Source organism: Rhodanobacter sp. Soil_C_14, assembly GCF_057657335.1.
The window spans coordinates 303,133-329,840 of sequence record NZ_JBDGIQ010000005.1; the positions used below are offsets into that span (position 1 = coordinate 303,133).

The 26,708-nt window shown below is 67.4% G+C and carries 23 protein-coding genes; 5 read left to right on the forward strand and 18 right to left on the reverse strand.

The genetic code is table 11. The features are described 5' to 3' along the window. Positions 1-60: 60 nt before the first annotated feature. Together AC3A56_RS13885 and polA are read right to left on the reverse strand one after the other, a co-directional pair. Positions 61-279 (reverse strand): hypothetical protein, encoded by a 219-nt coding sequence (locus tag AC3A56_RS13885; RefSeq protein ID WP_056718015.1) that lies wholly within the window; start codon positions 277-279, stop codon positions 61-63. 326 nt (positions 280-605) lie between these two features. Further along, positions 606-3,386 (reverse strand): DNA polymerase I, encoded by a 2,781-nt coding sequence (polA, locus tag AC3A56_RS13890; protein ID WP_487770713.1) that lies wholly within the window; start codon positions 3,384-3,386, stop codon positions 606-608. Between the two features lie 160 nt (positions 3,387-3,546). On the opposite strand from polA, the gene AC3A56_RS13895 reads away from it, so the two are divergent. Further along, on the forward strand, positions 3,547-4,077 hold the full coding sequence (locus AC3A56_RS13895) for a DUF2782 domain-containing protein (RefSeq protein WP_487770714.1): 531 nt from the start codon (positions 3,547-3,549) through the stop codon (positions 4,075-4,077). A 116-nt stretch (positions 4,078-4,193) separates the two neighbouring features. On the opposite strand, the gene AC3A56_RS13900 is transcribed toward AC3A56_RS13895, so the two are convergent. The 11 genes from AC3A56_RS13900 to cutA all read right to left on the reverse strand — a co-directional run bounded on the left by AC3A56_RS13900 (position 4,194) and on the right by cutA (position 14,897). Continuing rightward, positions 4,194-4,904: a glutathione S-transferase gene (locus AC3A56_RS13900; RefSeq protein ID WP_487770715.1), complete on the reverse strand. Its 711-nt coding sequence runs from the start codon at positions 4,902-4,904 to the stop codon at positions 4,194-4,196. Positions 4,905-4,984: 80 nt separating this feature from the next. After that, complete coding sequence (gene purH / locus AC3A56_RS13905; RefSeq protein WP_487770716.1) at positions 4,985-6,595, reverse strand: bifunctional phosphoribosylaminoimidazolecarboxamide formyltransferase/IMP cyclohydrolase; 1,611 nt, start codon at positions 6,593-6,595, stop codon at positions 4,985-4,987. 72 nt (positions 6,596-6,667) lie between these two features. Beyond that, entirely contained in the window at positions 6,668-6,991 is a 324-nt protein-coding gene (locus tag AC3A56_RS13910; protein WP_050981427.1) for a helix-turn-helix domain-containing protein, read from the reverse strand. A gap of 158 nt (positions 6,992-7,149) precedes the next feature. Beyond that, the gene (locus tag AC3A56_RS13915; RefSeq protein WP_056718019.1) at positions 7,150-8,010 is read right to left on the reverse strand and encodes a zinc-ribbon and DUF3426 domain-containing protein; all 861 of its coding nucleotides are present in this window, start codon (positions 8,008-8,010) and stop codon (positions 7,150-7,152) included. A gap of 70 nt (positions 8,011-8,080) precedes the next feature. Further along, positions 8,081-8,980, reverse strand: a complete 900-nt coding sequence (prmA, locus tag AC3A56_RS13920) for a 50S ribosomal protein L11 methyltransferase (RefSeq protein WP_487770717.1) — start codon at positions 8,978-8,980, stop codon at positions 8,081-8,083. Between the two features lie 91 nt (positions 8,981-9,071). Beyond that, positions 9,072-10,445, reverse strand: coding sequence for an acetyl-CoA carboxylase biotin carboxylase subunit (accC, locus tag AC3A56_RS13925; protein ID WP_056718021.1), 1,374 nt, complete (start codon positions 10,443-10,445; stop codon positions 9,072-9,074). Between the two features lie 121 nt (positions 10,446-10,566). Continuing rightward, positions 10,567-11,028 (reverse strand): acetyl-CoA carboxylase biotin carboxyl carrier protein, encoded by a 462-nt coding sequence (gene accB / locus AC3A56_RS13930; protein WP_056768240.1) that lies wholly within the window; start codon positions 11,026-11,028, stop codon positions 10,567-10,569. A 68-nt stretch (positions 11,029-11,096) separates the two neighbouring features. Then, positions 11,097-11,549 carry a type II 3-dehydroquinate dehydratase gene (gene aroQ / locus AC3A56_RS13935; RefSeq protein WP_056718068.1) on the reverse strand — a complete coding sequence of 151 codons (453 nt, stop codon included), beginning with the start codon at positions 11,547-11,549 and terminating at the stop codon, positions 11,097-11,099. 159 nt (positions 11,550-11,708) lie between these two features. After that, on the reverse strand, positions 11,709-12,248 hold the full coding sequence (locus AC3A56_RS13940) for a TlpA family protein disulfide reductase (protein WP_056718024.1): 540 nt from the start codon (positions 12,246-12,248) through the stop codon (positions 11,709-11,711). Beyond that, positions 12,248-14,491: a protein-disulfide reductase DsbD family protein gene (locus AC3A56_RS13945; RefSeq protein ID WP_487770718.1), complete on the reverse strand. Its 2,244-nt coding sequence runs from the start codon at positions 14,489-14,491 to the stop codon at positions 12,248-12,250. Before AC3A56_RS13945 ends, AC3A56_RS13940 begins: the two co-directional genes overlap by 1 nt. Before the next feature lie 49 nt (positions 14,492-14,540). Continuing rightward, complete coding sequence (cutA, locus tag AC3A56_RS13950; protein ID WP_056718026.1) at positions 14,541-14,897, reverse strand: divalent-cation tolerance protein CutA; 357 nt, start codon at positions 14,895-14,897, stop codon at positions 14,541-14,543. 221 nt (positions 14,898-15,118) lie between these two features. Here cutA and AC3A56_RS13955 point away from each other — a divergent pair, with 221 nt between their 5' ends. Then, positions 15,119-15,412 (forward strand): co-chaperone GroES, encoded by a 294-nt coding sequence (locus AC3A56_RS13955; RefSeq protein ID WP_007806603.1) that lies wholly within the window; start codon positions 15,119-15,121, stop codon positions 15,410-15,412. A gap of 120 nt (positions 15,413-15,532) precedes the next feature. Continuing rightward, entirely contained in the window at positions 15,533-17,182 is a 1,650-nt protein-coding gene (gene groL / locus AC3A56_RS13960; protein ID WP_487770719.1) for a chaperonin GroEL, read from the forward strand. 104 nt (positions 17,183-17,286) lie between these two features. Here groL and AC3A56_RS13965 read toward each other — a convergent pair whose 3' ends face one another. Together AC3A56_RS13965 and AC3A56_RS13970 are read right to left on the reverse strand one after the other, a co-directional pair. After that, the gene (locus tag AC3A56_RS13965) at positions 17,287-17,832 is read right to left on the reverse strand and encodes a hypothetical protein (protein WP_487770720.1); all 546 of its coding nucleotides are present in this window, start codon (positions 17,830-17,832) and stop codon (positions 17,287-17,289) included. 170 nt (positions 17,833-18,002) lie between these two features. Next, positions 18,003-19,901, reverse strand: a complete 1,899-nt coding sequence (locus AC3A56_RS13970) for an LTA synthase family protein (protein ID WP_487770721.1) — start codon at positions 19,899-19,901, stop codon at positions 18,003-18,005. Positions 19,902-20,059: 158 nt separating this feature from the next. Here AC3A56_RS13970 and glnE point away from each other — a divergent pair, with 158 nt between their 5' ends. Next, positions 20,060-22,900 carry a bifunctional [glutamate--ammonia ligase]-adenylyl-L-tyrosine phosphorylase/[glutamate--ammonia-ligase] adenylyltransferase gene (glnE, locus tag AC3A56_RS13975; RefSeq protein WP_487770722.1) on the forward strand — a complete coding sequence of 947 codons (2,841 nt, stop codon included), beginning with the start codon at positions 20,060-20,062 and terminating at the stop codon, positions 22,898-22,900. 9 nt (positions 22,901-22,909) lie between these two features. Here the strand turns inward: glnE and AC3A56_RS13980 are convergent, their stop codons facing one another. Both AC3A56_RS13980 and AC3A56_RS13985 read right to left on the reverse strand, forming a co-directional pair. After that, positions 22,910-23,470 carry a hypothetical protein gene (locus AC3A56_RS13980; RefSeq protein WP_487770723.1) on the reverse strand — a complete coding sequence of 187 codons (561 nt, stop codon included), beginning with the start codon at positions 23,468-23,470 and terminating at the stop codon, positions 22,910-22,912. Positions 23,471-23,515: 45 nt separating this feature from the next. Next, on the reverse strand, positions 23,516-24,502 hold the full coding sequence (locus AC3A56_RS13985; protein WP_487770724.1) for a mitochondrial fission ELM1 family protein: 987 nt from the start codon (positions 24,500-24,502) through the stop codon (positions 23,516-23,518). A gap of 251 nt (positions 24,503-24,753) precedes the next feature. Here AC3A56_RS13985 and AC3A56_RS13990 point away from each other — a divergent pair, with 251 nt between their 5' ends. Next, positions 24,754-25,338 carry a YceI family protein gene (locus AC3A56_RS13990; RefSeq protein ID WP_487770725.1) on the forward strand — a complete coding sequence of 195 codons (585 nt, stop codon included), beginning with the start codon at positions 24,754-24,756 and terminating at the stop codon, positions 25,336-25,338. Between the two features lie 66 nt (positions 25,339-25,404). On the opposite strand, the gene AC3A56_RS13995 is transcribed toward AC3A56_RS13990, so the two are convergent. Next, a complete protein-coding gene (locus AC3A56_RS13995) occupies positions 25,405-26,670 on the reverse strand; it encodes a Yip1 family protein (RefSeq protein ID WP_487770726.1) in 1,266 nt (421 codons plus the stop codon). Between the last annotated feature and the right edge of the window lie 38 nt (positions 26,671-26,708).

The following is a 26,708-nucleotide window of genomic DNA, read 5'->3' on the forward strand; positions in this document are numbered from 1 at the left end:
GTGGGCACAAAAGAAAACCGCCGCGAAGGCGGCGGTTTTCGGAAGAACGAAGCCAGCAGGTCAGCGCTTCTGCATGAAGCCGCCAAGCGCCAGCAACGCGCCGACCACGATGCCGGCAATGCCGATCCATTGCGGCACGCCCTTGTCGTGGGTGGCGGTGAGCTTGGCCGAACCTATCTGCACCAGGGTGTCGGTGTCTTGGTAGAAGGCATGGCCGGCCACCACCCAGATGCCCGCGGCGACGAGGATGATGCCGACGATGATCAGACCTGTGCGCATGGAGTTCCCCCTTGATGAGTGTGCCCCGGAGTATGCCGTGCGCCGGTGTGCATGAAACGTACAGGTGAGGCGGCAGCCCCGTGGGCAGTCGGAGCACGGACGGCAGGCAAAAAAAGCCCCGGAGGCTAGGGGGAGCCTCCGGGGCGGGGCAGACACGAAGACCCAGGGGAGAGGTTCGTGCCTGTGGCGGCTCAGGGAGGTGAGCGCGCCGCGGATGCCGTTGCGTGCATCCGTGGGATTAGAGTGGGGTGGATCGAAAAAGTTGCAAGGCCTCCAGGGAAATTTACGAGCGATTCAGTCTCATGGAAAATTAACGGGAACGCCGCTCAGTGCGCCTCGTCCCAATTGGCGCCCACGCCCACGTCGACCAGCAGCGGCACCGCCAGCGCCGCGGCGCCGGACATCCGCTCGACCACGGCCGCCCGCACTTCCTCGATCGCCTCGCTGCGCACCTCGAACACCAGTTCGTCGTGCACCTGCATCAGCATGTGTGCGTCGTCGCGATCCTTCAGCCACGTGGCCACGGCGATCATCGCGCGCTTGATGATGTCGGCCGCGCTGCCCTGCATCGGTGCGTTCACCGCGGCGCGCTCGGCGCCCTGGCGCAGGCCCTGGTTGCGTGCGTTGAGGTTCTCCAGATAGAGCCGGCGGCCGAAGATGGTTTCCACGTAGCCGTCGCGGTGGGCCTGTTCGCGGGTGGCATCCATGAACGCGCGCACGCCGGGATAGCGCGAGAAATAGCGGCCCATGTAGTCGCCGGCCTCACCGCGGTCCACGCCGAGCTGGCGGGCCAGGCCGAACGCGCTCATGCCATACATCAGGCCGAAGTTGATCGCCTTGGCCGCGCGGCGCTGGTTGGTGGTGATCTCCTCCGGCGCCACGCCGAACACTTCGGCCGCGGTGGCGCGATGCACGTCGCCACCGGAATGGAATGCGCGCAGCAGGCCTTCGTCGCCGGACAGGTGGGCCATGATGCGCAGCTCGATCTGCGAATAGTCCGCCGCCATCACCTTCCAGCCGGGTGGCGCGATGAAGGCCTGGCGGATGCGCCGACCCTCTTCGGTGCGCACCGGGATGTTCTGCAGGTTCGGGTCGGAGGAAGAGATCCGCCCGGTCGCCACCGAACCCTGGTGGTAGCTGGTGTGCACGCGGCCGGTGCGCGGGTTGACGATGCCTGACAGTTTGTCGGTGTACGTGCTGCGCAGCTTGGCCAGGCCGCGATAGTCGAGGATCAGCCGCGGCAGCTCGTGGGTCTCGGCGATCGCCTCCAGCGCTTCTTCGTTGGTGGAAGGCTGGCCGGTCGGCGTCTTCAGTTTCGCTTCGAGGCCGAGCTCGTCGAACAGCACCGCCTGCAACTGCTTGGGCGAATCCAGGTTGAACTCGCGTCCGGCCAGCGCGTACGACTGCTGCTGCAGTTCCAGCATGCGCTTGCCCAGTTGCTGGCTCTGCCGCCGCAGTTCGTCGCCGTCGATCAGCACGCCGCGGCGTTCCATCTCGGCCAGTACCGGCACCAGCGGAATCTCGATGCCCCGGTACACGTCGCGCAAGGGCGGCACGCTCTCCAGCTTCGGCCACAGCGCATGGTGCAGGCGCAGGGTGATGTCGGCATCCTCGGCGGCATAGCGGCAGGCGGTGTCCAGGTCCACCTGGGAGAATGAAATCTGCTTCGCGCCCTTGCCGGCGACCTGTTCGTACTTGATCGTCTCGTAGCCCAGGTATTTCTTCGCCAGCGAGTCCATGTCGTGGCGCGTGGCGGTGGCGTTCCACACGTAGGATTCGAGCATCGAGTCGTGCGCCAGCCCCTGCACCGCGATGCCGTAGTGCGCCAGGATATTGATGTCGTACTTCGCGTGCTGGCCGAGCTTGGGCCGCGATGGATCCTCGAAGACCGGCTTCAGCGCGGCCAGCACCTCTTCGCGGTCGAGCTGCTTCGGCGCGCCGGGATAGTCGTGGCCCAGCGGGATGTAGCAGGCCTTGCCCGGCTCCACCGCCAGGCTGATGCCGACGATGTCCGCGCGCATCGCGTCGATGCTGGTGGTTTCGGTGTCGAAGGCGATCAGTTCGGCACCGCGGAGTTTTTCCAGCCACGTGTCGAACTGCGGCCGGGTGGTGACCAGTTCGTAGTCACCCGGTGCGGACAACGCGGCATCAGGCGCGGCAGGGCTGCTGGCAGCCGTGGCTTGATCGATGCCGGGCGCGGCATGGATGCCCGATGCCCGACGACCGTCAGGAACTGCCCCTGCGGGATCCCCGATGCCCGGCTCCGAGCCATCCAGCTCCTTCAGCGCGGCCTTGAACTCGTAGCGCGTGTACAGCTCGCGCAGCTGCGCCACGTCGGCATCGCGCTGGGCCAGTTCGGTAGGACCGAATTCCAGCGGCACGTCGGTCTTGATGGTGACCAGCTGGCGCGACAGCGGCAGCCGCGGCAGCGCCTCGCGCAGGCTCTCGCCGATCTTGCCGCCGATCTTGTCCGCGTTGGCGATCACGCCGTCCAGCGAATCGTATTCGGCCAGCCATTTCGCGGCGGTCTTCGGGCCGCACTTGGGCACGCCCGGGACGTTGTCGATGGCGTCGCCGGTGAGCGCGAGGAAGTCGATGATCTGATCCGGCCGCACGCCGAATTTCTCCATCACGCCGTTGCTGTCCATCACCGTGTTGCTCATGGTGTTGACCAGGGTGACGTGGGGGCCGACCAGCTGGGCCATGTCCTTGTCGCCGGTGGACACTTCCACCTCGATGCCCAGTTCGTGCGCCTGCATCGCCAGCGTGCCGATCACGTCGTCGGCCTCGACCCCGCCCACGCGCAGGATCGGAAAGCCCAGCGCGCCGACGATCGCCAGCATCGGCTCGACCTGGGCGCGCAGGTCGTCCGGCATCGGCGGACGATTCGCCTTGTACTGGTCGTACAGCGCGTCGCGGAAGGTCGGCCCGGGCGCGTCGCTGACGAAGGCCAGGTACTCCGGTTTCGCCTTCAGCGTGGCACGCAGCATGTTGACCACGCCGAACAGTGCGCCGGTGGGCTCGCCATGCGCATTGGTCAGCGGCGGCAGCGCATGAAAGGCGCGGTACAGATAGGAAGAGCCGTCGATGAGGATGAGCTTGGACATGGGCAATGATGACCTGGGCGGAACCGTCGCGCCGGATGTTGCAGGCCGACGGGTCCGCGGAAGAGTGTCGGTCATTCTCGCATGCAGGACGAAACGCCGCGCTTCACGAAAGCGGGCGTGCCGCGCTGTTATGCTGCCCTCCCCGAACGAGGTTGCCGCCATGAAGACCGTTGCCTTGCTGGTTGCCGCCAGCTTCCTGTTCGCAGCGAGCCTGCCGGGCTCGAGTGCACTGGCGCAATCCGCTCCATCGACGAGCGTGCCACCGCCGCCGGGCCTCAACGACCCGGGAGTGAAGGCCGTGAGTCCGCCGGCGGCGAAGAAGGCCGCGACAAAGACCGGGCATGCCACCAGCGCGCCCGCGAAGTCCCTGAACCTGAAGCCGCAGGCCCTGCCGGCGATGCACGACGATGGCGCGCGGCATCCGCGCGACGAAGTGACGCCGGAAGTACGGGTGCGCCAGGAGGGCGACAACAGCATCCAGGAATACAGCCGCAACGGCCGTGTCTACATGGTCGTGATCACGCCGAAAAGCGGCATCGCCCAGACCTACATGGTCGACCCGCAGGGTCGGCTGGTCGACGAGCATGGCCAGAAGCCGGTGGGCCCGGTCATGTACAAGGTGCTGGAGTGGGGCAAGGCGCGGCCGCCGGCAGAGTCGGGCGACACCACGCCGAACGACACCGGTCACTGACGGGCGCGCTCCACCGGCATCCGGCCACGCCGGTGCCGGCAGTGGGGATGCCCTGGGCAACTGCGTGAAAGCTGGTAGCCGTCCGTGCCGGGCCCGGCGCTGTTCGCCTGGGTCGCCTAGCCCGGATCGTCCAGTTCCGGATAGTGGCGGAAGATGCCGCTCTCGTTGAACGGCAGGCGTCGTGGCGAGGCGAGATAGGCGGCGACGCGTGGTCGTTGCGCCACCCGCTCCTTCAGTGCCCGCAACAGCGGCAGTTGCCGGCCGATGCGCTGCATCGCCCGCGGAAACGCATACTCCAGCCCGCTCATCAGCTGGAACAGCGACAGGTCGACGTACGAGTGCGCGTGCAGGGCGTGATGCCCGCCGCTGCGTTCCAGCACCTGTTCGAAGTAGTCGAGATACTTCGGCAGCCGCGTCTCGCGCAGGTCCGCCGCGCGGCGGGCGGCTTCGCTGCGCTGCTCTTCGTAGTACAGGCTGACGGCGACCGGATGATGCGAGTCGTGCACTTCGGCGACCAGGTCGGCGATGGTCAGCTGCAACTGCTGCGCAAGCAACCGGCGGCTCTCGCTGTCCGGCACCAGGTCGAGCGGCGGCCCGAGGTAGTGCAGGATGTTCGCCGTCTGCGCGATCAGCAGCCGGCCGGCCTTGAGGAAGGGCGGCGCAAACGGCAGCGGACCCTCGTGGACGCCGTCGAGGTACTGCACCATGACGTCGTCGCCCTGCTCGCGGGCGATGTCGTCATAAGCGGCGCCGGCATCCTCCAGCGCCAGCCGCACGAATTCGCCGCGACCCTGGATGCCGCTCCAGTAGAACAGCTGGTAATGCATGGCAGCCTCCCGCCTGAGGGTGGATGCCGAGCGTGCGCCTGTCCGCGCCCGGACTCAATGCCGACCTGCTTCCGTCACGTTCAATGGCGGAAGTGACGCATCCCGGTGAACACCATCGCCATGTCGTGCTCGTCGGCGGCGGCGATCACCTCGGCGTCGCGCATCGAGCCGCCCGGCTGGATCACCGCGCTGATGCCCGCGGCGGCCGCCGCGTCGATTCCGTCGCGGAACGGGAAGAACGCATCCGATGCCATCACCGAACCACGCACTTCGAGCTTCTCGTCGGCCGCCTTGATGCCGGCGATCTTCGCGCTGTAGACGCGGCTCATCTGGCCGGCGCCGATGCCGATGGTCTGGCGGTCGCGGGCGTAGACGATGGCGTTGGACTTGACGAACTTGGCCACCTTCCAGGCGAAGATCAGGTCGTGGATTTGCGCTTCGGTGGGCGCCTTGCGGGTCACCACCTTGAGGTCGGCGGCGGTGATCATGCCGGTGTCGGCGCTCTGGACCAGCAGGCCCGAACCCACGCGCTTGGAATGGCCGCCCGGATGCGCGCCGAGCAGGTTGCCGTCCTCCGGAATCGGAATGACCAGCACGCGCACGTTGCCTTTCTTGTGGAACGCCTTGAGCGCTTCGTCCGCATACGCCGGCGCCAGCACCACCTCGACGAACTGGCGCTCGACGATCGCCTTCGCGGTGGCGCCATCCACTTCGCGGTTGAACGCGATGATGCCGCCGAAGGCGGACGTGGGATCGGTCTGGAAGGCCAGGTCGTAGGCCTTGCCGATGCCGTCCAGGCTCACCGCCACGCCGCAGGGGTTGGCGTGCTTGACGATCACGCAGGCCGGCTTGACGAAGCTGCGCACGCATTCCCACGCAGCATCGGCATCGGCGATGTTGTTGAACGAAAGCTCCTTGCCCTGCAGCTGCCGGAAGGTGGCCAGCGTGCCGGCGGCGGGATACAGGTCGCTGTAGAACGCTGCCTGCTGGTGCGGGTTTTCGCCGTAGCGCAGGTCCATCAGCTTGGTGAAGCGGCCGTTGATCTGCGCGGGGAAGGTGGCGTGGCCGGCGATCGTCTGCTGCGTCTCGTCCAGTTGCAGGCCCGACAGGTAATCGCTGATCGCGCCGTCATAGTTCGACACGTTGTTGAATGCCGTTACCGCCAGACTGAAGCGGGTGGCGCGGGTCAGGCCGCCGTGCTGTTCGATCTCGGCCAGCGCCGCGTCGTACTGCCCGGGCGAGGTCAGCACGCCCACGTCGTTCCAGTTCTTCGCCGCCGAACGCAGCATCGCCGGGCCGCCGATGTCGATGTTCTCGATCGCCTGCTCCAGGGTGCAGTCCGGCCTGGCCACCGTCGCCTCGAACGGGTAGAGGTTCAGCACCAGCAGATCGATCGGCGCGATGCCGAGTTCGGCCATCACCGCGTCGTCGGTGCCGCGGCGACCGAGCAGGCCGCCGTGCACGTTCGGATGCAGGGTCTTGACCCGGCCGTCCATGATTTCGGGGAAGCCGGTGACGTCGCTGACGTCGGTGACCGCGATACCCGCATCGCGCAGCGCCTTCGCGCTGCCGCCGGTGGAGAGCAGTTCGATGCCTTTCGCGGCGAGGCGTCGACCCAGGTCGATCAGGCCGGTCTTGTCGGAGACGCTGAGCAGGGCGCGACGAACCGGGACGAGCTGGGGAGCGGGCATGAGCGGGTTTCCGTAGGGGGAAAGCCGGTCATTATAGCCGGCCAAACGCAGGCCGGCTTTTGCGGGCGGGAATTACAACAGGCCGTGCGCCGCAAGCTTCTTGCGCAGGGTGGCGCGGTTGATGCCGAGCGCGCTGGCGGCGCGGCTCTGGTTGCCGTCGTGGAATGCCAGCACCTCGCGCAACAGCGGCACCTCCACCTCGCGCAGGACCAGCGCGTGGAGGCCTTCGGCACACTCGGTGTCACCGATATCGGCGAGATAGCGGCGCACCGTGCGGGTGACACATTCGCTCAGGGCACTCTGGCCATGGTGGCTGGCGCCAGGCGAACCTGCGTTCTGCGACGAGGCCGCTCTGGCGGGCTCGGCAGCAGGCAGTCTTACGGCATTCACGGACATTTTCCCTCACGTACGAAACGACGACTGCATGGGCCGTCGCGAATGGTTATGGATGATGCTGGTGCTTCGTGGCGCCTGTTGCATGCGGTCGAGGCATGCAGACGCGAAGAACCGAGTCTACCCGCGCGGGCGGATAATTTTAAGTACCACGGATGCCTTCATTCGAAACCGAGCTCGAACGCCACCGCGTTGTCGCCCGGGTCCTCCACCTCCAGCAGCAGCACCGCCGTGCCCCCGGGTGACAGCCCGCTGCGCAGGATCGAGGTGTCGTCCAGGTACTCCTCCGGCTGCAGCCGGCGCATCGCGATGCGCTGGCCCTGCGCGTTCGACAAGGTGACCGTCAGCACCGGGTACGGCTGGGCGAAGGCGGCATCGTTGCGCACGCTGGCGCTGATCATCAGCGCGTGGGCGACACTCGGGTGCGCCTGCACGTTGCTGGCCAGCAGCCGCAGCCGTCCCGGTGCGGCGACCAGCGGCAGCTCGCAGCCCAGCGTCGCGCAGGTGCTGCGCAGCCAGCCGCCGGTGAGCGGATCGCGGATCAGGTCGTTGCGCTTGGCCCAGGCCAGCTGGACGCCGAGCGCCAGTGTCAGCAGGCTGCAGGCCAGTACCCATGGCCAGCGCCGTTCGGCGGATGACGACAGGTGCCGCCGTTCCCTTCGCTCCGTTCGCTTCGGCGCCTGGGCCTTCGACTCGCGTGCAAAGCGCGGCGCAAACACCAGTTGCGAGAAGTCTTCCACTGGCGCCTGCGAGGCGACCGTGACTGGCGTTTCGCCGAGCACGACGACGGGCGTCGGCTCGGGGCGCGGGCGATAGACCACCAGGTCGAGCAGCGGTGGTTCGAACGCGGGTTCGTTGAGCGGCAACTCGACGAAGGGTTCAGGCGGCAGCTGTTCGGCGAGCGTGGCCAGGCTGTCGAAACCGGCATGGCAATGGCCGCACACGACGTGGCCGTGCGCCTTGGCGAGTGTCGGCGCATCCAGCGAGAACACGGACAGGCATTCGGGGCATTGGGTATACATGCAGGCCGTTTTGAATCGGTATCGGCCAAGCTTAGCAGGGTGATCGCGCCGTCAAGCCTGCATCGCCGGTTCAGCCGCGGCGACGTCCGCTGATGCGCACCCAGTCCTCGCGTGTGTCCACGCGCAGGTCCTCGAACCATTCGGCGTAGCGCTGCAGAAGTTCGTCCTGCTGGCCGGCGAGGATGCCGGAGATGGCGAACGGCGCGCCGGGTCTGGCGGCGGCGGCGAAAGTGGGCGCGAGCTCGCCCAGCGGGCCGGCCAGGATGTTGGCGATGAACACGTCCGCTGGCGGGGCGTCCACGTCCTGCGGCAGGAACAGCGCGAGCTGGTTGTCCACACCATTGCGCCCGGCGTTGTCGGCCGAGGCGACCAGCGCCTGCGGATCGTTGTCGACGCCAACCGCACTGCTCGCGCCGAGCTTCAGCGCGGCGATGGCCAGGATGCCCGAGCCGCAGCCGTAGTCGGTGATCGTCTTGCCGACGAGGTCGAGGCCGTCCAGCCATTCCAGGCACAGGGCCGTGGTGGGATGGGTGCCGCTGCCGAAGGCGAGACCGGGATCGAGCCGGACGACGACGAGGTCGACGTCCGCCGGCGGTTCGATGTTCCACGGATAGATCCACAGGCGCCGGCCGAACGGCATCGGCTTGAACTGGTCCATCCAGACGCGTTCCCAGTTCTGGTCGGCGACCTCGCTGAAACTCAGCTGGTCCGGCTCCAGCCATGGCAACAGCTCGCCCAGCGCCGCGGCCAGGCCGCGGCGGTCGGCGTCTTCATCGAACAGCGCATTCAGCGTGATCGTCGACCACAGCGGCAACTCGCCCACGCCGGGTTCGAAGATCGCCTGTTCGTCCGGCGTTTCGGCATCGGCGTCGCGCAAGGTGATCGACAGCGCGCCGAGATCCTCCAGCGCTTCTTCCGCGCCGGGTTGCTGTTCGAGGCGGACGATCAGGGAGAGTTCGAGAAAAGGCATGGGCGAGGAGTGAGTGGAGAGGAGTGAGAAAAGAGAGAAGGCGGGGCGGGCGTCAGGGTGAGGGCGGTTGAGGGCCGCCTTTACTCACACCTCACTTCTCCGCACTCACTTCTCGTTTCTCCTTCTGCTCGGCCATGCGCTTTTCGAGGTAATGGATGTTCTGCCCGCCATGCTGGAAGCCGACGTCGGCCATGATCTTCTGCTGTAGCGGGATGTTGCACTTCACCCCTTCGATCACGGTTTCCGCCAACGCCAGCTGCATCCGGGCGATCGCGGTGGCGCGGTCGGGGCCGTGCACGATCAGCTTGCCGATCATCGAATCGTAGTTCGGCGGAATGCGGTAGCCGTCGTACAGGTGCGTGTCGACGCGCACGCCCGGGCCGCCCGGCGCCTCGAAGCGCTTCACCGTGCCCGGGCTCGGCATGAAGGTGTCCGGGTCTTCGGCGTTGATGCGGCACTCGATCGAATGGCCGCGGATCACGATATCTTCCTGCCTGATCGACAGCTTCTCGCCGCCGGCGATCAGCAATTGCTCGCGGACCAGGTCGACGCCGGTGATCCACTCGGTCACCGGGTGCTCGACCTGGATGCGGGTGTTCATCTCGATGAAGTAGAAGCGGCCGTTCTCGAACAGGAATTCGAACGTGCCGGCGCCGCGGTAGCCGATGCGGATGCAGGCATCCACGCAGACCTTGCCGATCTCGGCGCGCAGCTCGGGCGTGATGCCGGGAGCGGGAGCTTCCTCGACCACCTTCTGGTGGCGGCGCTGCATCGAGCAGTCGCGCTCGCCCAGGTGGATCGCGTTGCCCTGGCCGTCGGCCAGCACCTGGATTTCCACGTGGCGCGGGTTCTCCAGGAACTTCTCCATGTAGACCACGTCGTTGCCGAAAGCCGCCTTGGCCTCCTGCTTGGTCATCACGATGGAGTTGCCCAGGTGCGCCTCGGTGCGCACCACGCGCATGCCGCGGCCACCGCCGCCACCGGCAGCCTTGATGATCACCGGGTAGCCGATCTCGCGGGCGATCTTGATGTTGGTGTCGACATCCTCGCCCAGCGGGCCGCCGGAGCCGGGCACGCACGGTACGCCGGCCGCCTTCATCGCCTTGATCGCCTCGACCTTGTCGCCCATCAGGCGAATCACGTCGGCGGTGGGACCGATGAAGATGAAGCCGGACTGCTCGACCTGCTCGGCGAAATCCGCGCGCTCGGACAGGAAGCCGTAACCCGGGTGGATCGCCTGGGCGTCGGTGATCTCCGCCGCCGCGATGATCCGCGGGATGTTGAGGTAGCTGTCCACCGACGGCCCCGGGCCGATGCAGATCGACTCGTCGGCCAGGCCGACGTGCTTGAGGTTGCGATCCACCGTGGAATGCACCGCCACGGTCTTGATGCCCAGACTGTGGCAGGCGCGCAACACGCGCAACGCGATTTCGCCACGATTGGCGATGACGACTTTTTCTAGCATGGGAGCTCCAAAGAGCGGGGAGCCGGGAACGGGGAGCGGGGAACGGAAAGGTCAGCAGCTGCGAGTGCGCGCCATTGATCTTTCCGTTCCCCGTTCCCCGCTCCCCGTTCCCGCTCGATCATCAGGCAATCACGAACATCGGTTCGTCGAATTCCACCGGCTGGCCGTTCTCGACCAGGATCGCCTGGACGGTGCCCGCGACTTCGGCTTCGATCTGGTTGAACATCTTCATCGCCTCGATGATGCCCAGCGTCTCGCCGGCCTTGACCTGCTGGCCGACCTTGACGAAGGCGGGCGTGCCCGGGGTAGCCGAGGCGTAGAAGGTGCCGACCATCGGCGCCTTGATCACGGTGCCGGCGGGCAGTGCAGAGGACGGTGCCGGCTCTGCCGCGGTGGCCGCCACCGGGGCGGGAGCGGCGACGGCGACCGGAGCGACGGCAACCGCCGGGGCGGCCGCGACCGGCGCGGCGTTCTTCGGCACGCGCGACAGGCGGACGACTTCCTCGCCCTCCTTGATCTCCAGTTCGGCGAGGTTGGATTCCTCGAGCAAGTCGATCAGTTTCTTGATTTTGCGCAAATCCATCGGATCAGCCTTTGGTCAGTCATGCCACGCGCGGGTGGCTGGAAGATGAGTGGGTGGGTCGCCGGCGCTCAGGCCGTGGCGGCGGTTTGCAGCCGTTGCAGCGTCGCGTCGAGCGCCAGCCGGTAGCTGTTGCCGCCGAAGCCGCAGATCACGCCGACCGCGATGTCGGAAAGATGGGAGTGGTGGCGGAACGGCTCGCGGGCAAAGACGTTGGACAGGTGTACCTCGATGAACGGAATGGCCGTGGCGGCGAACGCATCGCGCAGCGCGATGCTGGTGTGCGTGAACGCACCGGCATTGCACAGGATCATCGCCGTGCCATCGTCACGGGCCTGGTGCACCCGCCCGATCAGTTCATGCTCGGCGTTGGACTGGAACCAGACCAGTTCGTGCCCCGCGGCTTGCGCGCGCTCGGCCAGTTGCTGGTTGATGTCGGTCAACGTCTCGTGACCGTAGATCTCCGGTTCGCGGGCGCCCAGCAAATTGAGGTTGGGTCCATGCAGGACCAGGATTTTCGCCAACGTCATTGTCCAAGGCCGCGTCCGGACGCCCCGGAACGGGCGCAGTGTGCGCGCCCCCAGCAGTCTTGTCCAGTTCGCCGCAGATCGGCGATGTTTGACGGAGAAGCGCCGGGTTCCCGTGCGTAACCGTATGTCGGCCGCCTTCGGACGACGCGTGGATCAGGGAGCCAGCCACTGCTCCATCTGATCGGCGGTCATGGCTCCCGCATGTGTGGCCAAAATGCGCCCATCGTCGGCGACAAGCACGCTGTAAGGGAGGTTCCGCAGGGTATTTCCCAGTTTCAGCGACGTGCCCGGCGATTCCGGTTGGCCGATCAAGATCGGGTAATTCACCGGATGTGCGGCCAAAAAGGCCCGAACGTGAGCTGGCTCGTCCAGCGCAATTCCGATCACGATCGCCCCATGATCGCCGAATTTCTGCTGGGCTTTGACCAGCGCGGGCATTTCCTGCAGACAGGGCAGGCACCAGCTGGCCCACAGATTGATCAGTACGCGGCGTCCGCGATACTCGCCCAGATCATGCAGCCTGCCATCCAGGTCGGGCAGGCTCAGCGCCGGCAACGGCTGGCCGATGATGGTCGAAGCCGCGGTGGTCACCGCTGCGGCCGGGGCCGTCTGCAGGTGGTGCTGCGCGTAGCCGCCGACCGCGGCGGCCAGCGCGGCCAGGCCGAGAATGGTCCAGTTGCCGCGACTGAGCATCAGCGCGCCGCTTCCGTCAGCGCCTGCTCGACCATCGAGCGGGTCAGCACGGTGGACAGCTGTTTGCCGGGGCCGCCGTTCTTCGGGAAGACCACGTACAACGGCACGCCGGGCGAGTTGTATTGCTGCAGGAAGGCGCTGATGGTCGGGTTGACGTCGGTCCAGTCACCTTTCATGTAGACCGCGCCGGTGCGCTTGAGCAGGGCGCGGAAGGCGTCGGTGTCCAGCACGGTGTGCTCGTTCGCCTTGCAGGTGACGCACCAGTCGGCGGTCATGTCGACGAACACCGGCGTGCCGGCGGTGCGCAGGCTGGCCAGTTTTTCCGGACTGTAGGCGACCACGCCTTCCTCGATCGCCGCGCTGGCCGACGGCGGCGGCACGTGGGCGAGCAGGGCCATCGGCACCACGGTGGCGATGGCCAGCACCACCACCGCGAGCTTGCTGATCGCGCCGCGCGAGCGGCTGCGCTCGAACCACCACAGGGTCATCGCCAGCAGCACCATCGCCACCAGCACCAGGCCGACAGCGTCGGCGCCGCGCTGATTGGCCAGCACCCAGACCAGCCACGCGGCGGTGAGGTACATCGGGAAGGCCAGCACCTGCTTCAGCGTTTCCATCCAGCGTCCCGGCCGTGGCAGCAGACGGCCCAGCGCCGGGACGAAGCCCACCGCCAGGAACGGCAGCGCCAGGCCGACGCCCAGCATCAGGAACACCAGCAGGGCCGAAACCATCGGTGCGGCGAAGGCATAGGCCAGCGCGCTGCCCATGAACGGCGCGGTGCACGGGCTGGCCACCACCACGGCCAGCACGCCGGTGAAAAAGTCGCCGGCCGGACCGGAGCGCGCGGCAAGGCTGGCGCCGGTATTGCCCAGCGAGGCGCCGAACTGCACCACGCCGGACATCGACAAGCCGACCGCCAGCATCAGGCAGGCGAGCACGCCGACCACCAGGGGTTGTTGCAGTTGCGAGCCCCAGCCCAGCGCATGCCCCGCCGCGCGCAGGGCCAGGATGCCCAGGCCGAGTGCCGCGAAACTGCACAGCACGCCAGCGGTATAGAACAGTGCGTGACGGCGCGCCGCGGCGTGGCTTTCCGCGCTTTCCAGCACGCTGACGGCCTTGATCGACAACACCGGCAGCACGCACGGCATCAGGTTCAGCACCAGGCCGCCGCCCAGCGCCAGCAACAGGGCAGCGATCAGGCTCACTTGCAGCGGGGCCGGGCCGGCCGGAACCGAGTCAGCCGGAACCGAGTCAGCCGGAACCGAATCAGCATTGCCCGGTGGCAGTTCCGGCGGGGTTTCGGTGGTCTGGCCGGTGACGGTGGCGCCACTGCCAAGATCGAGGTTCACGCGGCGGGTCATCAGCGGATAGCACAGGCCGCCGTCCTGGCAACCCTGGAAACTGGCCAGCAGGGTCAGCGCTCTGGCGTCGCCGAGGTCGCCCTCGACCGCCACCGGCAGCTCGACCTGGTCGAAATACACGGTGACGTCGCCGTAGTGCTCGTCGTGGTGCGCGGTACCGGCCGGCCACGCGGGTTTCAGGGCGAGGCCGCCGGCGTTTTCGAGTTTCAGCGTGGTCTGGTCGCGATACAGGTAGTAACCCCTGGGCATCGTCCAGCGCAGCAGCAACTGGTGCGGGTTCTGCGCCAGCGCCTCGAAACGGAAGGCCTGTTCGGCGGGCAGCGGCGCGCCGACCGTGCCCGCCACGGCCTCGATCCTGTTGCTGCCGAGCTGGCCGAGCGCGGCGCCCAGCGAGCCGGCGACGGGGGCCGCCGCGGCGGCGCCATCGGCGGGCAGCGGCAAGTCGAGCTTCTCGGTATGCGGCGGGTAGCAGATCTTCGGATCGACTTCGTGGCAGCCCTGGTATTGCACGCTGATCCGCAAGCGATCGGTGCCGGCGGCCACGGTGTACGGAATGCTGGCGTCGACGCCGTGGTGATAGGTCTCCACGTCACCGAGGTATTCGTCGTGATGTTTCTCGCCGTCGGGCAACTGCGCTGTGCCCAGGCTGACGCCATCGCCACCCTTGAACTTCATGCGGCCGCGGTAGAGGTAATAGTCCGGCGCGATCGTCCAGTGCAGCTTCAGCACGCCGGGCGTGCCGGCATCGGCGCTGAGCTTGTAGGCCTCGGTCACCGGCAGCAGTTCGGCCGTGTCCTGGGCGAACGCGGGCAACATGGCAAACAGCAGACTCAGCCCGATCAGCAGGCGAACGGCCATCCGGCCGGCAAGCATTGATCGCATCACGACTCCGGGAACAGTGCGGCCCGCGCGCCGCGCGGGTGGATGACCATTATGGCCCAGTCGCCGCGAATCCCCCTGCGACGTTGGCACGCACCCAGTCCAGATAGGCGTCGTGACCGTGGGTCACGGGCACCGCGACCAGTTCCGGCAGTTCGTAAGGGTGCAGTTGCAGCAGCCGCGCCTTCAGCGCCTCGAAACGACCGGCGGTGGTCTTGATCAGCAGCAGCACCTCGCTGTCGGTGGTGACGGCACCCTGCCAGCGATAGGTCGATTGCACGCCCGGCAGCTGGTTGACGCAGGCGGCCAGCCGTTCGCCAACCAGCGTTTCGGCCAGTTGGCGGGCGCAGGCCTGGTCGGGGCAGCTGCAATGGCAGAGCAGGACGGTGGCGGGATCGGTCATGGTCATGCCGGCAGCGTAGCCGAGCTTGCGCGAGGTGATTCACCGCCGCGCCCTTGAAACGCTGCCGGGTTCGCCCAATGTGCTGTCCATCCCCGCGTACGAACACTCTTGCTGCGGGATGCTATCTGCGTAGAATTGGCACTCATTACCATCGAGTGCTAACAGAGCTGCCGTCCGGGCTCTGCAAGACCTTGTCCATCAACTGTTTGAACCAGCTGGAGTCCTCCATGAGCACACTGCGTCCCCTGCATGACCGCGTCATCGTCAAGCGTCTCGAAGAAGAGCGCGTCTCCGCCGGCGGCATCGTGATCCCCGACAGCGCCACCGAAAAGCCGACTCGCGGCAAGGTCGTCGCCGCAGGTACCGGCCTGATCATGGCCGACGGCAAGGTCCGTCCGATGTCGCTGAAGGCTGGCGACGTGGTGCTGTTCGGCAAGTACGCCGGCCAGGAAATCAAGATCGACGGCGAAGAGCTCGTGTTCCTGAAGGAAGACGACATCGTGGCGGTGATCGAGGGCTGATTGAGCTGGAGCCTGGTGGTGTAGCGCGAAAGCCGCGCTCCCGGTCGCCTTTGGCTCCTTCTTGCAGCTCTTTCGTGACGTTTCCCCTTACTTATTCAAAATTTTTCAAGGAAAAATTTTATGGCCGCTAAAGAAGTCCGTTTCGGCGAAGACGCCCGCTCGCGCATCCTCAAGGGCGTGAACACGCTCGCCAATGCCGTCAAGGTCACCCTGGGCCCGAAGGGCCGCAATGTCGTGCTCGAGAAGAGCTTCGGTGCCCCCACGATCACCAAGGACGGCGTGTCCGTCGCCAAGGAGATCGAGCTGGCCGACAAGTACGAGAACCTCGGCGCACAGATCGTCAAGGAAGCCGCTTCCAAGACCTCCGACGTCGCCGGTGACGGCACCACCACCGCCACCGTGCTGGCGCAGGCGTTCATCCAGGAAGGCCTCAAGGCCGTCGCCGCGGGCATCAACCCGATGGACCTGAAGCGCGGCATCGACAAGGCGGTCATCGCCGCCGTCGGCGAGCTGAAGAAGCTCTCCAATCCGACCGCGAATGACAAGGAAATCGCCCAGGTCGGCACGATCTCGGCCAACTCCGACACCAACATCGGCGACATCATCGCCACCGCGATGAAGAAGGTCGGCAAGGAAGGCGTGATCACGGTCGAGGAAGGCTCGGGCCTGGACAATGAACTCGACGTGGTCGAGGGCATGCAGTTCGACCGCGGCTACCTGTCGCCGTACTTCATCAACAACCAGCAGAGCCAGCAGGTCGAAATGGATGACCCGTTCATCCTGATCCACGACAAGAAGGTGTCCAACGTGCGCGAGCTGCTGCCCGTGCTGGAAGCCGTCGCCAAGGCCGGCAAGCCGCTGCTGATCGTGGCCGAGGAAGTCGAGGGCGAGGCGCTGGCCACCCTGGTGGTCAACACCATCCGCGGCATCGTCAAGGTCGCCGCCGTCAAGGCGCCGGGCTTCGGTGACCGTCGCAAGGCGATCCTGGAAGACATCGCGGTGCTGACCAACGGCCAGGTGGTGTCCGAGGAAGTGGGCCTATCGCTGGAGAAGACCACGATCAACGATCTGGGTCGCGCCAAGCGCATCGTCATCACCAAGGAAAACACCACGATCATCGACGGCGCGGGCGAGGCCGAGAAGATCCAGTCGCGCATCGGCCAGATCAAGGCGCAGATCGAGGAGACCTCCTCCGACTACGACCGCGAGAAGCTGCAGGAACGCGTGGCCAAGCTGGCCGGCGGCGTGGCCGTGATCAAGGTCGGTGCGGCTACCGAAGTCGAGATGAAGGAAAAGAAGGCACGCGTCGAAGACGCCCTGCACGCCACGCGTGCAGCGGTCGAGGAAGGCGTGGTCCCCGGTGGTGGCGTGGCGCTGATCCGCGCGCTGAAGGCCGTCGAAGGCCTGAAGGGCGACAACACCGACCAGGACCTGGGCATCGCGATCACCCGCCGTGCGCTGGAAGCGCCGCTGCGCGCGATCGTCGCCAACGCCGGCGAAGAGCCGTCGGTGGTGCTGAACAAGGTCAAGGACGGCAGCGGCAACTTCGGCTACAACGCCGCGACTGGCGAATACGGCGACATGGTTGCCATGGGCATCCTGGACCCGACCAAGGTCACCCGTTCGGCCCTGCAGCACGCCGCATCGGTGGCCGGTCTGGCGATCACCACCGAGGCGATCGTTGCCGAGCTGCCGAAGAAGGACGAAGGCCACAGCCATGGCGGCGGCATGGGCGGTGGCATGGGTGGCATGGGCGGCATGGACTTCTGAGTTCCCCGCTCAAGGCACGACAAAGGAAAACCCCGCCTCGGCGGGGTTTTCTTTTTTGTGGCGCCGGAATCCGGGCGATATCTGCCGGGTTGGTGGCAGTGAACTCAGTGCCCGTGGGCGTGGACACTGCCGCTGGCGGCGGCGTTGCCGCTGGCGTTGACGCCCTGCACCGCGTCGCCGACCGAGCCGGCCGCGCGATCGGTGGACTGGATCGCCGAATGCGCGGTATCGCGCACGTCGCCGCCCACGCCCCGGCCCATCTCACCAGCCCTGCCTGCGGTGGCGGCCGTATCGAGGCCGGCACCGGTATCGACGTTGGCGTTGGCGCCCGCATGCGAGTCGCCGGCGCCCGCTCCGATCGCGCCATTCGCATTCGCGTTGGCATTGGCGTTGGCGTGGTCATTGACGGTCGAGTGGGTCCGGTCAGCGGCCTTGCGGGTCCGGTGTTTCGCGTGGGAGCCGGTGCGATGCAGGGTCTGCTCCGTCTGCGCGGTGGTCTGGCCAACGGCGTGCATGGCGCCTGGTGCGGCTGCGCCGACGTGGGCGCCGGCGCCAATGTGAGCGGCACCGCCGAGGCTGGCCTGGGCGAAGGCGGAAGCAGTGAATACGCTGGCACCGATGATGAGGGCGGAAAGCATGGTCTTGCGCATGAGGGTGACCTCCAGGTGGGGAATGCCGCCGCAAGCGCATGGCACGCGCCGACGGCCACACCGACGCTAGGCGGCCTCGCCCGACTGCCGCGTGAATACCGGGTCGCGCTCTTCAGTCGCCGGACAGCTCGCTGAACGGCGAGCCCGGGGCAAAGGCGCCGCTGTTCGCGTCACTGCGCGGCGGATGCCGGCCGTGGTGCCGGTGGTGCGGCGTTGTGGACGATCTGGCCAGGCGCGGGCGCCGGTGCGGGCTGCGGCAGCAGGCTGTCCAGCTTGTTGCTCATGCGCAGCTGTTCGACGCTGGCCATGGCCTTGTCGAGTTGTTGCAGGTCGTCGCCCTCGGGCAATGGCGGTGCGCCGGGCGCCTCGGTGAGCGAGGCCAGCTGTGGGCCGACCAGTTCGGTCAGCGCGAAGTACGGATCGTCGTGGATGCCGATGTGCGCCAGCAGTTTGCCGGGCAGCAGCCAGGAGGCGGTGTCGGCCGTGCTGCGCTTGCCCGGGTGCTTCGGATCGACCAGCAGCCACACGCCGGCCTGGCTCAGCATGTCGCCGCCGTCGACGAAGCCGGTGATCTGGTAGCTGTTGCTCAACGCTGGCAGGTGATCGCCGTAGAACAACACCACGCTGGGACGCTCGCGTGCCGCCAGCAGCTTCACCAGGCGTCCCAGCTCGGCATCGGCATGCTTGAGGTGATAGAGGTAGTTCTGCAGCTCCAGCTTGTCGCGGCCGGTGATGCCGGCGGGCACCGGGATCGCGTCGCGCTCGGCGACATGGGTGGGCTCGACGTCGTACGGGCCGTGCGCCTCGATGCTGATGGCGAAGATGAACTGCGGCGGGCCCTGATCCTTCAGCTGGGTCATGATCTCGTCGGTCATCGCGCTGTCGGCCATGTACTTGCCGTCGTTGGGCGCGCCGGGCGGGAACGACGACTGCGACACGAAGTGATCGAAGCCGATCGCCTTGAACGCGGTGGTGCGGTTCCAGAACGCCGGGTCGTTGCCGTGCAGTGCGAGCGTCGAATAGCCGTGCCGGTTCAGCGTGCGGACCAGTCCCGGCAGTGCCTGGTGACTCATCTGCAGATAGGGGAACTGCAGGTTGTCGAAATAGCGCAGCGACAGGCCGGTGAGGAATTCGAACTCGGTGCGGATGGTGCCGCCACCAAAAGTGGGCACGTGCAGCTTGCCGCTGATGCCGTGCGCAGCCAGCCGGCGCAGATTGGGCGCGAAGTTGCTGTGCTCATAGCCGCGCATGATGGTCGGGTCGAAGAACGACTCGCTTTGCACCACCACCACGTCCGGCAGGTCGGCCGCCGCCGGTGTCGCCGCCTGCATGGACTGCAGCAGTGCCGGCGCGGACTGGTTGATCAGACGACTGGCCGTGATCGGATCCGGCTTGTGCGCACCCTTGCCGTATTGCAGATGGAACAGCATCAGCGAGCTGATCAGGCCGGAATGGGTGGTGGTGGAAATGGCCGACCACGGCTCCAGCCACAAGGTCTTCGCGTTGTAGATCTTCGTCCACGCCTGCAGGCCGACCAGCATCGTGAGCAGTGCCAGTGCCGCCACGCCGCCACCGAGCGCGCGCGGTAACCGCGGGCGGCGTTCGAACAGCGGCGGTTCCAGTCGCCACGCCACCACGATCGCGATCACCGCGGCGAGCAGGCCGAGGTACGGCCACGCGCTGTGCGGCAGATAGCCCGACAGCAGGTGCATGCCACCCTTGTGCAACTGCCCCACGATGCGGAAGTCGTCCGGCAACAGCGGCGTGCCGAGGTTGGCCACCTTGAGCACGTTCACCGCGTACAGCAGGCCCTGCAACAGGAACGCCAGCGCGAACGAAAGCCATGCGCGCCGGCTGATCGCCAGCAGCAGCGCCGCCAGCAGCAGGCCCGGCAAGGCGTTGGCCAGCGGGTAACGTGCCTGGTCGAAGATGCGCAGAGGGGTCACGCCGACGCCACCGTCCACCCACCCGGTCAGCAGCACGAAGGCCACGGCCAGCAGCAACAGCAGCGCGACCCGGGAAGCGATCGCTCGCCAACGGGAAACGGGCGGGGAAGCAAGTGGCGGCATGGCAGTCCTGCGTTTGCTGTCATGGTCTGGACGCGCCAATGTAATGGCGGCCAGATGAACAAGGAGTAGGCGTGGCCGGCGAGTGTCCGGCTTGTCGAGGGCTTGTTCAAGCGGTGCTCAGCTGCCGGCAGCCGCCCGCCATGCGGCACAATGCCCGGATGACCCATCCGGCAAGCCCCGCACTGCGCGCACTGATCGATGACCGTTACGGCGAACTCGCCAGTCGTTGCCGTGTGGCCGGCGTGCCGCTGCACGACGACGCCGGCGTGGCCGAGCGTATCCGGCGCACCCTGCTGGCCAGCGATTTCGCCTTCGACACCTGGTGTCGCCAGCCGCAATTGCTGGCGCCGGCCGGGCTGGAGCGCCTGCGCTCGGGCAGCGATGCCAGTGCGCGCGTCGAGGCGCTGAAGCTGCCGGAGGACGAGGCCGGGTGCATGGTCGCGCTGCGCCGCTTCCGCCACGCCGAGGCATTGCGGCTGGTGTTCCGCGATGCCAACGGACTGGACGAGCTGCCGGAAACCCTGTCGGCGACCAGCGTGTTGTACGAGGTGCTGCTGGAACTGGCACTGGGCTGGTCCGAGCGGATGCTGGCCGCGCGCTACGGCCACAGCCGCAACCCCGAGGGCGCGTTGCAACGCCTGCTGGTGATCGGCTTCGGCAAGCTGGGCGGGTCGGAGCTGAATTTCTCCTCGGACATCGACCTGGTGTTCGCCTACCCGCACGGCGGCCACACCGACGGCGTGCGGCCGCTCGACAACAGCGAGTACTTCGTGCGGCTGGGCCGTCAGCTGGTGCGCCTGCTCAACGAGCCGACCATGGACGGCATCTGCGCCCGCGTCGACATGCGCCTGCGCCCGTTCGGCAACGCCGGCCGGCTGGCCTTGTCGTTCGCCGCGATGGAGCAGTACTACCAGAGCGAAGGTCGCGACTGGGAACGCTACGCGTGGATCAAGGCACGCCCGGTCGCCGGTGATCGCGCCGCCGGCAAGCAATTGCAGGAATTGCTGCGACCGTTCGTCTACCGCAAATACCTCGACTACACCGCGTTCGCCGGCCTGCGCGAGATGAAGTCGCTGATCGATGCGGAAGTGGCGCGCAAGGATCTGGCCGACAATCTGAAACTGGGCCCCGGTGGCATCCGAGAGATCGAGTTCATCGTGCAGCTGACCCAGCTGATCCGCGGCGGCCGCGAGCCGAGCCTGCGCGTGCGCGGCCTGCTGCCGGCGCTGACCGCGTGCGAGGCGCGCGGCCACATTCCCGCCGCGCGTGCGCGTGCGCTGCGCCAGGCCTACGTGCTGCTGCGGCGCGTGGAGAACCGGGTGCAGATGCTGCGCGATGCGCAGACCCATGACATCCCGCCCGATGCCCTCAGTCGCGAGCGCCTGGCACTGAGCCTGGACCATCCGGACTGGGACAGCCTGCAGGCGGCGCTGGTGGCGCAGCGGGCCATCGTCAGCGAGGAGTTCGCCGCGGTCCTGATGCCGCAGGGCGGCCGCGCCGCCAGCGTGCCGGTCGCCGACCTGCAACTGTGGCAACACGCCTGCGACGAGTCGCTGGACGCCGGCGTGCTCGAAAACTCCGGCTTCGTGCCCGGTGGCGAACTGGCCGACGCCTTGCTGAAGCTGCCGCAGGCGGCTTCGGTGCGCGCGATGTCGCCCCGTTCGCGCGAACGACTCGATCACCTGATGCCGCAGCTGTTCGAGGCCGCCCGCGCCAGCAAGGCGCCGGTGGCCAGTCTGTTGCGGCTGGTCCGCCTGATGCAGGCGGTGGCGCGGCGCTCGTCCTATCTGGCCCTGCTGGAGGAGCAGCCGGCCGCGCGGCGCCGGCTGGTGCGGCTGTTCGCCGACAGTGCCTTCCTGGCCGAACGGGTGATCGCGCAACCGCTGCTGCTGGACGACGTGCTCGATCCGCGCATCGACCAACTGCCGTTCAAGCGCGCCGACATCGCCGCCGAGATCGTCCGCGTGCTGGGCACGCTGGAGGAGCGCGAGGCCGAGGCGGAACTGGAGCGGGTCAACGAGTTCAAGGCGTCGACCGCCTTTCGGCTGGGCCTGGCGTTCAACGACGGCCGCGCCGACGCGGTGGCCACCGCGCGCCGGCTCGCCGCGCTGGCCGAGTCGGTGGTGGGCGCGGTGCTGGCCCTGGCCGAGCGCGAGCTGGTGGCGCAGCACGGCCGGCTGCCCGGAGAAGGTTCGGGCTTTTCGGTGCTGGGCTACGGCAGCCTCGGCGGCGAGGAGCTGGGTTTCGCCTCGGATCTGGACCTGGTGTTCGTCTACGACGGCCGACGCGCCCAGGCGATGAGCGACGGCGCGCGGCCGATCGAAGGTTCGCGCTGGTACCAGCGGCTGGCCCAGCGGGCGATGAACTGGCTCACCGTGCTGACCCGCGGCGGGCGCCTGTACGAAGTCGACACGCGGCTGCGGCCGGACGGTTCCAAGGGGCTGCTGGTGGGCAGCCTGGATGCATTCGTGGCCTATCAGCAGAGTCGTGCGTGGACCTGGGAACACCAGGCGCTGCTGCGCGCGCGACCGATGGCTGGCGACGCGGCGCTCAACGCGCAGCTGGCCGAGGTACGACGCAGCATCCTGGCGGTGCCGCGCGAACGCGCCACCGTGCTGGCCGAGGTCGGCAGCATGCGCCAGCGCTGGCGTGCCGAACGCGACCGCTCCGACGAGCGCCAGTTCGATCTGAAGCAGGGCCACGGCGGCCTGCTCGATATCGAGTTCGCCTTGCAGGGGCTGGTGCTGGCGCATGCGGCGCAGCAGCCGTCACTGCTGGGGGTCACCGCCAACGCGGGCCTGATCGAGGCCTGCCGCGGCGCCGGCCTGCTCGACAACAATCAGGCCGCGATCCTCGCCGTGGCCCACGCCGACCTGCTGCAACGCGCCCTGGCCTGCACCCTCGATCTGCGCTCGCGCATCGCCCCTCGCGATGCGGAACTGGCGCAGCTGTGCGGCAGTGTCCGCGAGGTCACCGACGCGCTGGGGTTCGCCTTTTGAGCTTTCCGCTCAGGCGCGATTGTCGCGGTGGAGTTTCAGCAGCTTGAAGTAGCTGACGGGAATGGCGACGTAGGAAAGCCAGGCCAGCATCAGCGTTGCCGTGGTCAGCCAGCTGCCGCCCCAGAACAGGCCGAGCCGGCCGCGGCTCATGCCGAGGATCATCCGGTCCATTCGATGTGACGACGAAGCGGACGTCACGTCCATGCTCAGCACCAGGTACACGATCCCGGGCGTGCCGACGTAGCCGAACAGCAGGAAGCCGATGACCAGGATGAGGATCGAGCCCTCCTTGTCGGCGGCGCGCGAATTCAGCCTGACCGGTGCAGTTGCCGCCAACGCGGCCAGTGCGCAGGGAAACAGCATCGGCATCCACGCCCAGTACAGCCGCACGCGATGCGGGTCGGTGGAAGCGGCGGCCAGCGAGCGGCCAAGGCGGGTGTCGAAGGGAATCCATGCCTCGGCGACGACGGTGTCGGGCAACACGACCGCCAGCACGAAGCCGATGGCGATGTAGACGGCGGTGACGATCCAGGCAGCAGTCCAACTCTCGGGGTGCTTCACGGTATCCATGTGTGTGCGCTTCCTTTCGGGCGGCGTCGCCGGCCCGGCCTGATGTCATGCCGTCGATGCGTCGCGTTGTCGGGCGGCGATGTGCTGGCGCAAATCGGCGGCGATCGCTGCGGTCTCGCGCAGTGGCGCCGATGGACGAGCGGCCGGGCCGTCCAGGTCGTGCAGCCGCCCGGCCTCGCGCAGGGCGTGATGGAAACGCTCGATCTTCGCCGGCAACGGCGCGGCCACGAAAGTCTGGACCGGGCAGCCCACGGCGCAGGCTTCGGAAAGCATGTTCACCGAATCGGGAGTGACCACCAGCCGGTCGGCCCAGCCGAGCACGCCCGGGTAGGGGTTGCGGCCGTCGTCGGGTCCGGCCCAGACCAGGCCGGGCACGTCGCGCAGGCTGCGGCGGAACACTTCGACCAGCACGGGCGAGGTGCGCCGCGAACCGAGCACCAGCAGGCTGCCGCCTTCGCCACGCTGGCGTTCGAGCAGTCGCGTCGACAGCTGGCGCGCATAGTCGCCGTCCAGCGTGATGCCCTGGCGCGAGCCGCCGAGCAGGACGCCGACCCGCGGTTGCGGCAGCTCACCGAAGCCCGGGCAGGCATCGCGGCCATCGGCCAGCCATTCGTCGTCGACCGGATTCAGCGAGCCGAGTGGCTGCAGCACGTTGGGGCCGTCGAGCCGGTCATGACGGGGCGCGACGACCGTGTCCCAGTGGGCGGGATCGATCCGCGGGTCCAGGATCTGCACGGTGTAGCACTGTCCGTCGGACAGGCGGCGCAACATGCGGGTGAACAGGGCGGCCGCGCGGCCGCAGCCGATCGCCACGTTCGGCCAGGGCGGTGCGAACAGGCGGCGCTGGCGGGCGGGCAGGGCCAGCCGCCCGCCGAGTTCCAGTTTCGGCGCCAGCCATGACCACGGCGCCCGCGGCTGCAGCACCAGGTGACGCATGGGCATGCCCAGATACTCCGCCAGCGCCAGCGCCTGCCGCTGGTTGCCGGCGGCCGTGTCGGTGATCACCCAGCATTCGCCATGCAGGTTCAGCATGAGGCTGCAGGCTCCGTCACTGTTTCCCGAATGACCACTCTACGTTCTTCCCATGGGTGGACCGTTCGCCTGCAGTCGCCTATACACTGGCAGGATAGCGTCACTTCGGGCGCGCCCCGCCACAGGATAGCGACGCGCGGGTGGCTTTCCGAGACCAGCCGCAACCCGTTCGGGCGTCGCCCCGCCTGGCGTTCGAAGAAGCCTGCACGTTTGCCTGAACCACACTTCCCACCATTCACAGGAGCTTACCCATGCGTGCACTGAAAAGCCTCGCTTTCGCCGGCCTGCTCGGCGCCGCCGTGTCGGTCCAGGCCGCCCCGGTCACCTACCAGCTCGACCCGAGCCACACCATGGTCCTGTTCAGCTGGAACCACTTCGGCTACTCCAACCCCACCGCCGACCTCGGCCTGGGCGAGGGCACCGTGGTGTTCGACGAACAGCACCCGGCCAATTCCAGCGTGGAAGTGACCCTGCCGCTGGCCCGCCTCGACACCCACGTGGCGGCGCTGGACGAGCACCTGAAGAAGCCGGACTTCCTCGATGCCGACAAGTACCCGGTGGTGACTTTCAAGAGCACGGCGGTGCAGCCGCTGGGCGGCAACAAGTTCAAGGTGACCGGCAACCTCACCGTGCACGGCGTGACCAGGCCCGTGGTGCTGGATGCGACGCTGAACAAGATCGGCCCGCATCCGATGAGCAAGGCGCCGTCGATCGGCTTCGACGCCACCGCCAGCATCAAGCGTTCGGACTTCGGCGTCGGCGCCTATGTGCCGAACGTCAGCGACGAGCTCAGCATCCGCATCACCACCGAAGGTTCGGTGCCGAAGAAGAAGTAAGTCTGCGCGAACACAAAAAAAGCCGCGCCGGTGACGGCGCGGCTTTTTCGTGTCCGGACGAGTGGGTCAGTTCGCCTTGACGCCGGCGTCCTTCAGCGACTCCAGCTTGCCCAGGTCGACGCTGCCGACCGCCTGCTTCAGCTGGTCGATGCCGTCGACATTGCCGGTGGCCTTCACGGTGAAGCGCTTGCCGACCACCATGCTGTACTCGCCGTATTTCGACTGCGTATCCCATGCTTCGTGGACCAGGTTGCCGCCGGCGCTGTAAGTCTTCTCGTAGCCGTGCTCGGTCTGCTTTTCCTCCTCCGGCGCCATCGCGCTGGCCAGCGACATCAGTCCCTTGGCGCCGCCGGTATCGGAAACTTCCAGCGTGAGGTGCTGACCGTTGTCGGCGGAATAGTCGGCGCTGGCTTCGGAGATCTGCATGCCCATCGCCTTGTTGCGCTGGGCCGACAGGCTGCTGCGCTTGAGGTTGCCCAGGCTGTCGGGCAGGAAGGCCTTGATCTGGTCCGGTGCCAGCGCTTCGACGTTGCCGTCGGTGCCGGCCATCGCGCCCATCATCTTGCCCATCGCGGCGGATTGCGCGGCGCTGTCGCCGGATTTCTGCGCGGCTTCCATGTCCTTGCTGGCCTGTTCGGCGCGCTTGCCCATCGCGGCCAGCTGCCCCATCGCGCTGTTGCCGTCGATGGTGACGCTGTCGCCATTGCTGCCGGTGACATGCATGCCGCCCATCGCCGAGCCGGTGAGTGCGGCGGTGCCGACCACGCCGATCACGATGGCGCCCACGATCCAGCTCAGCACGAAGGCGATGATCACGCTGACCGCGGTGTATCCGGCCGATTTTTCGGTCGGACATTTCATCGTCTGCGGCAGGCCGAGGTAGAGCAGGTACACGCCATAGATCGCGCCGGCGAGCGCAACCAGCCAGCCCAGCCAGGGAACGATCACGGCGATGCCCGCAATCCAGCTGGCGGTCCACGCATAGGCCACGGTCTTGAGGGCCTGCACCATGTTCTTCTGGCCGCCGAAGGTGGGGGCCAGCGCGTTGATGATCAGCGCCATCAGGTAGACCACGACCAGCGACAGCAGGTAGCCCAGCACCATGCGGGTGATGCCGCCACCGATCGAGTCGCGCACGGTGATGCCGAATGCGCTGGTGCCGATCAGGCTGCCCTTGATGAAGGCGGCCACCGCGGGCAGGGCGGCGAGGATGAGGATGTAGCCAGTAAACAGGCTGTTCACCGTGGCCGGTTCGGCGGCGGCCACGGGCCACTCGGTCTTCGGCGTGGTCAGTATGGCCTTGACGCGTGCAATGATCTTTCCTGAATCCATGGTCAGCTCCCGAACTCGTTGCAGTGGGCCCGGCACGA

Bases quoted from the DNA above. Each gene is read 5' to 3' on its own strand.
- AC3A56_RS13895 (WP_487770714.1), top strand. From the start codon at position 3,547: ATGAAGACCGTTGCCTTGCTGGTTGCCGCCAGCTTCCTGTTCGCAGCG.
- purH (WP_487770716.1), bottom strand. From the start codon at position 6,595: ATGCCCGCTCCCCAGCTCGTCCCGGTTCGTCGCGCCCTGCTCAGCGTC.
- prmA (WP_487770717.1), bottom strand. From the start codon at position 8,980: ATGCCTTTTCTCGAACTCTCCCTGATCGTCCGCCTCGAACAGCAACCC.
- groL (WP_487770719.1), top strand. From the start codon at position 15,533: ATGGCCGCTAAAGAAGTCCGTTTCGGCGAAGACGCCCGCTCGCGCATC.
- AC3A56_RS13980 (WP_487770723.1), bottom strand. From the start codon at position 23,470: ATGGATACCGTGAAGCACCCCGAGAGTTGGACTGCTGCCTGGATCGTC.
- polA (WP_487770713.1), bottom strand. From the start codon at position 3,386: ATGTCCAAGCTCATCCTCATCGACGGCTCTTCCTATCTGTACCGCGCC.
- AC3A56_RS13965 (WP_487770720.1), bottom strand. From the start codon at position 17,832: ATGCGCAAGACCATGCTTTCCGCCCTCATCATCGGTGCCAGCGTATTC.
- cutA (WP_056718026.1), bottom strand. From the start codon at position 14,897: ATGACCATGACCGATCCCGCCACCGTCCTGCTCTGCCATTGCAGCTGC.
- AC3A56_RS13990 (WP_487770725.1), top strand. From the start codon at position 24,754: ATGCGTGCACTGAAAAGCCTCGCTTTCGCCGGCCTGCTCGGCGCCGCC.
- AC3A56_RS13915 (WP_056718019.1), bottom strand. From the start codon at position 8,010: ATGTATACCCAATGCCCCGAATGCCTGTCCGTGTTCTCGCTGGATGCG.
- AC3A56_RS13955 (WP_007806603.1), top strand. From the start codon at position 15,119: ATGAGCACACTGCGTCCCCTGCATGACCGCGTCATCGTCAAGCGTCTC.
- accC (WP_056718021.1), bottom strand. From the start codon at position 10,445: ATGCTAGAAAAAGTCGTCATCGCCAATCGTGGCGAAATCGCGTTGCGC.
- glnE (WP_487770722.1), top strand. From the start codon at position 20,060: ATGACCCATCCGGCAAGCCCCGCACTGCGCGCACTGATCGATGACCGT.
- AC3A56_RS13900 (WP_487770715.1), bottom strand. From the start codon at position 4,904: ATGCATTACCAGCTGTTCTACTGGAGCGGCATCCAGGGTCGCGGCGAA.
- AC3A56_RS13970 (WP_487770721.1), bottom strand. From the start codon at position 19,901: ATGCCGCCACTTGCTTCCCCGCCCGTTTCCCGTTGGCGAGCGATCGCT.
- AC3A56_RS13945 (WP_487770718.1), bottom strand. From the start codon at position 14,491: ATGCGATCAATGCTTGCCGGCCGGATGGCCGTTCGCCTGCTGATCGGG.
- accB (WP_056768240.1), bottom strand. From the start codon at position 11,028: ATGGATTTGCGCAAAATCAAGAAACTGATCGACTTGCTCGAGGAATCC.
- AC3A56_RS13910 (WP_050981427.1), bottom strand. From the start codon at position 6,991: ATGTCCGTGAATGCCGTAAGACTGCCTGCTGCCGAGCCCGCCAGAGCG.
- AC3A56_RS13995 (WP_487770726.1), bottom strand. From the start codon at position 26,670: ATGGATTCAGGAAAGATCATTGCACGCGTCAAGGCCATACTGACCACG.
- AC3A56_RS13885 (WP_056718015.1), bottom strand. From the start codon at position 279: ATGCGCACAGGTCTGATCATCGTCGGCATCATCCTCGTCGCCGCGGGC.
- AC3A56_RS13940 (WP_056718024.1), bottom strand. From the start codon at position 12,248: ATGCTCAGTCGCGGCAACTGGACCATTCTCGGCCTGGCCGCGCTGGCC.
- AC3A56_RS13985 (WP_487770724.1), bottom strand. From the start codon at position 24,502: ATGCTGAACCTGCATGGCGAATGCTGGGTGATCACCGACACGGCCGCC.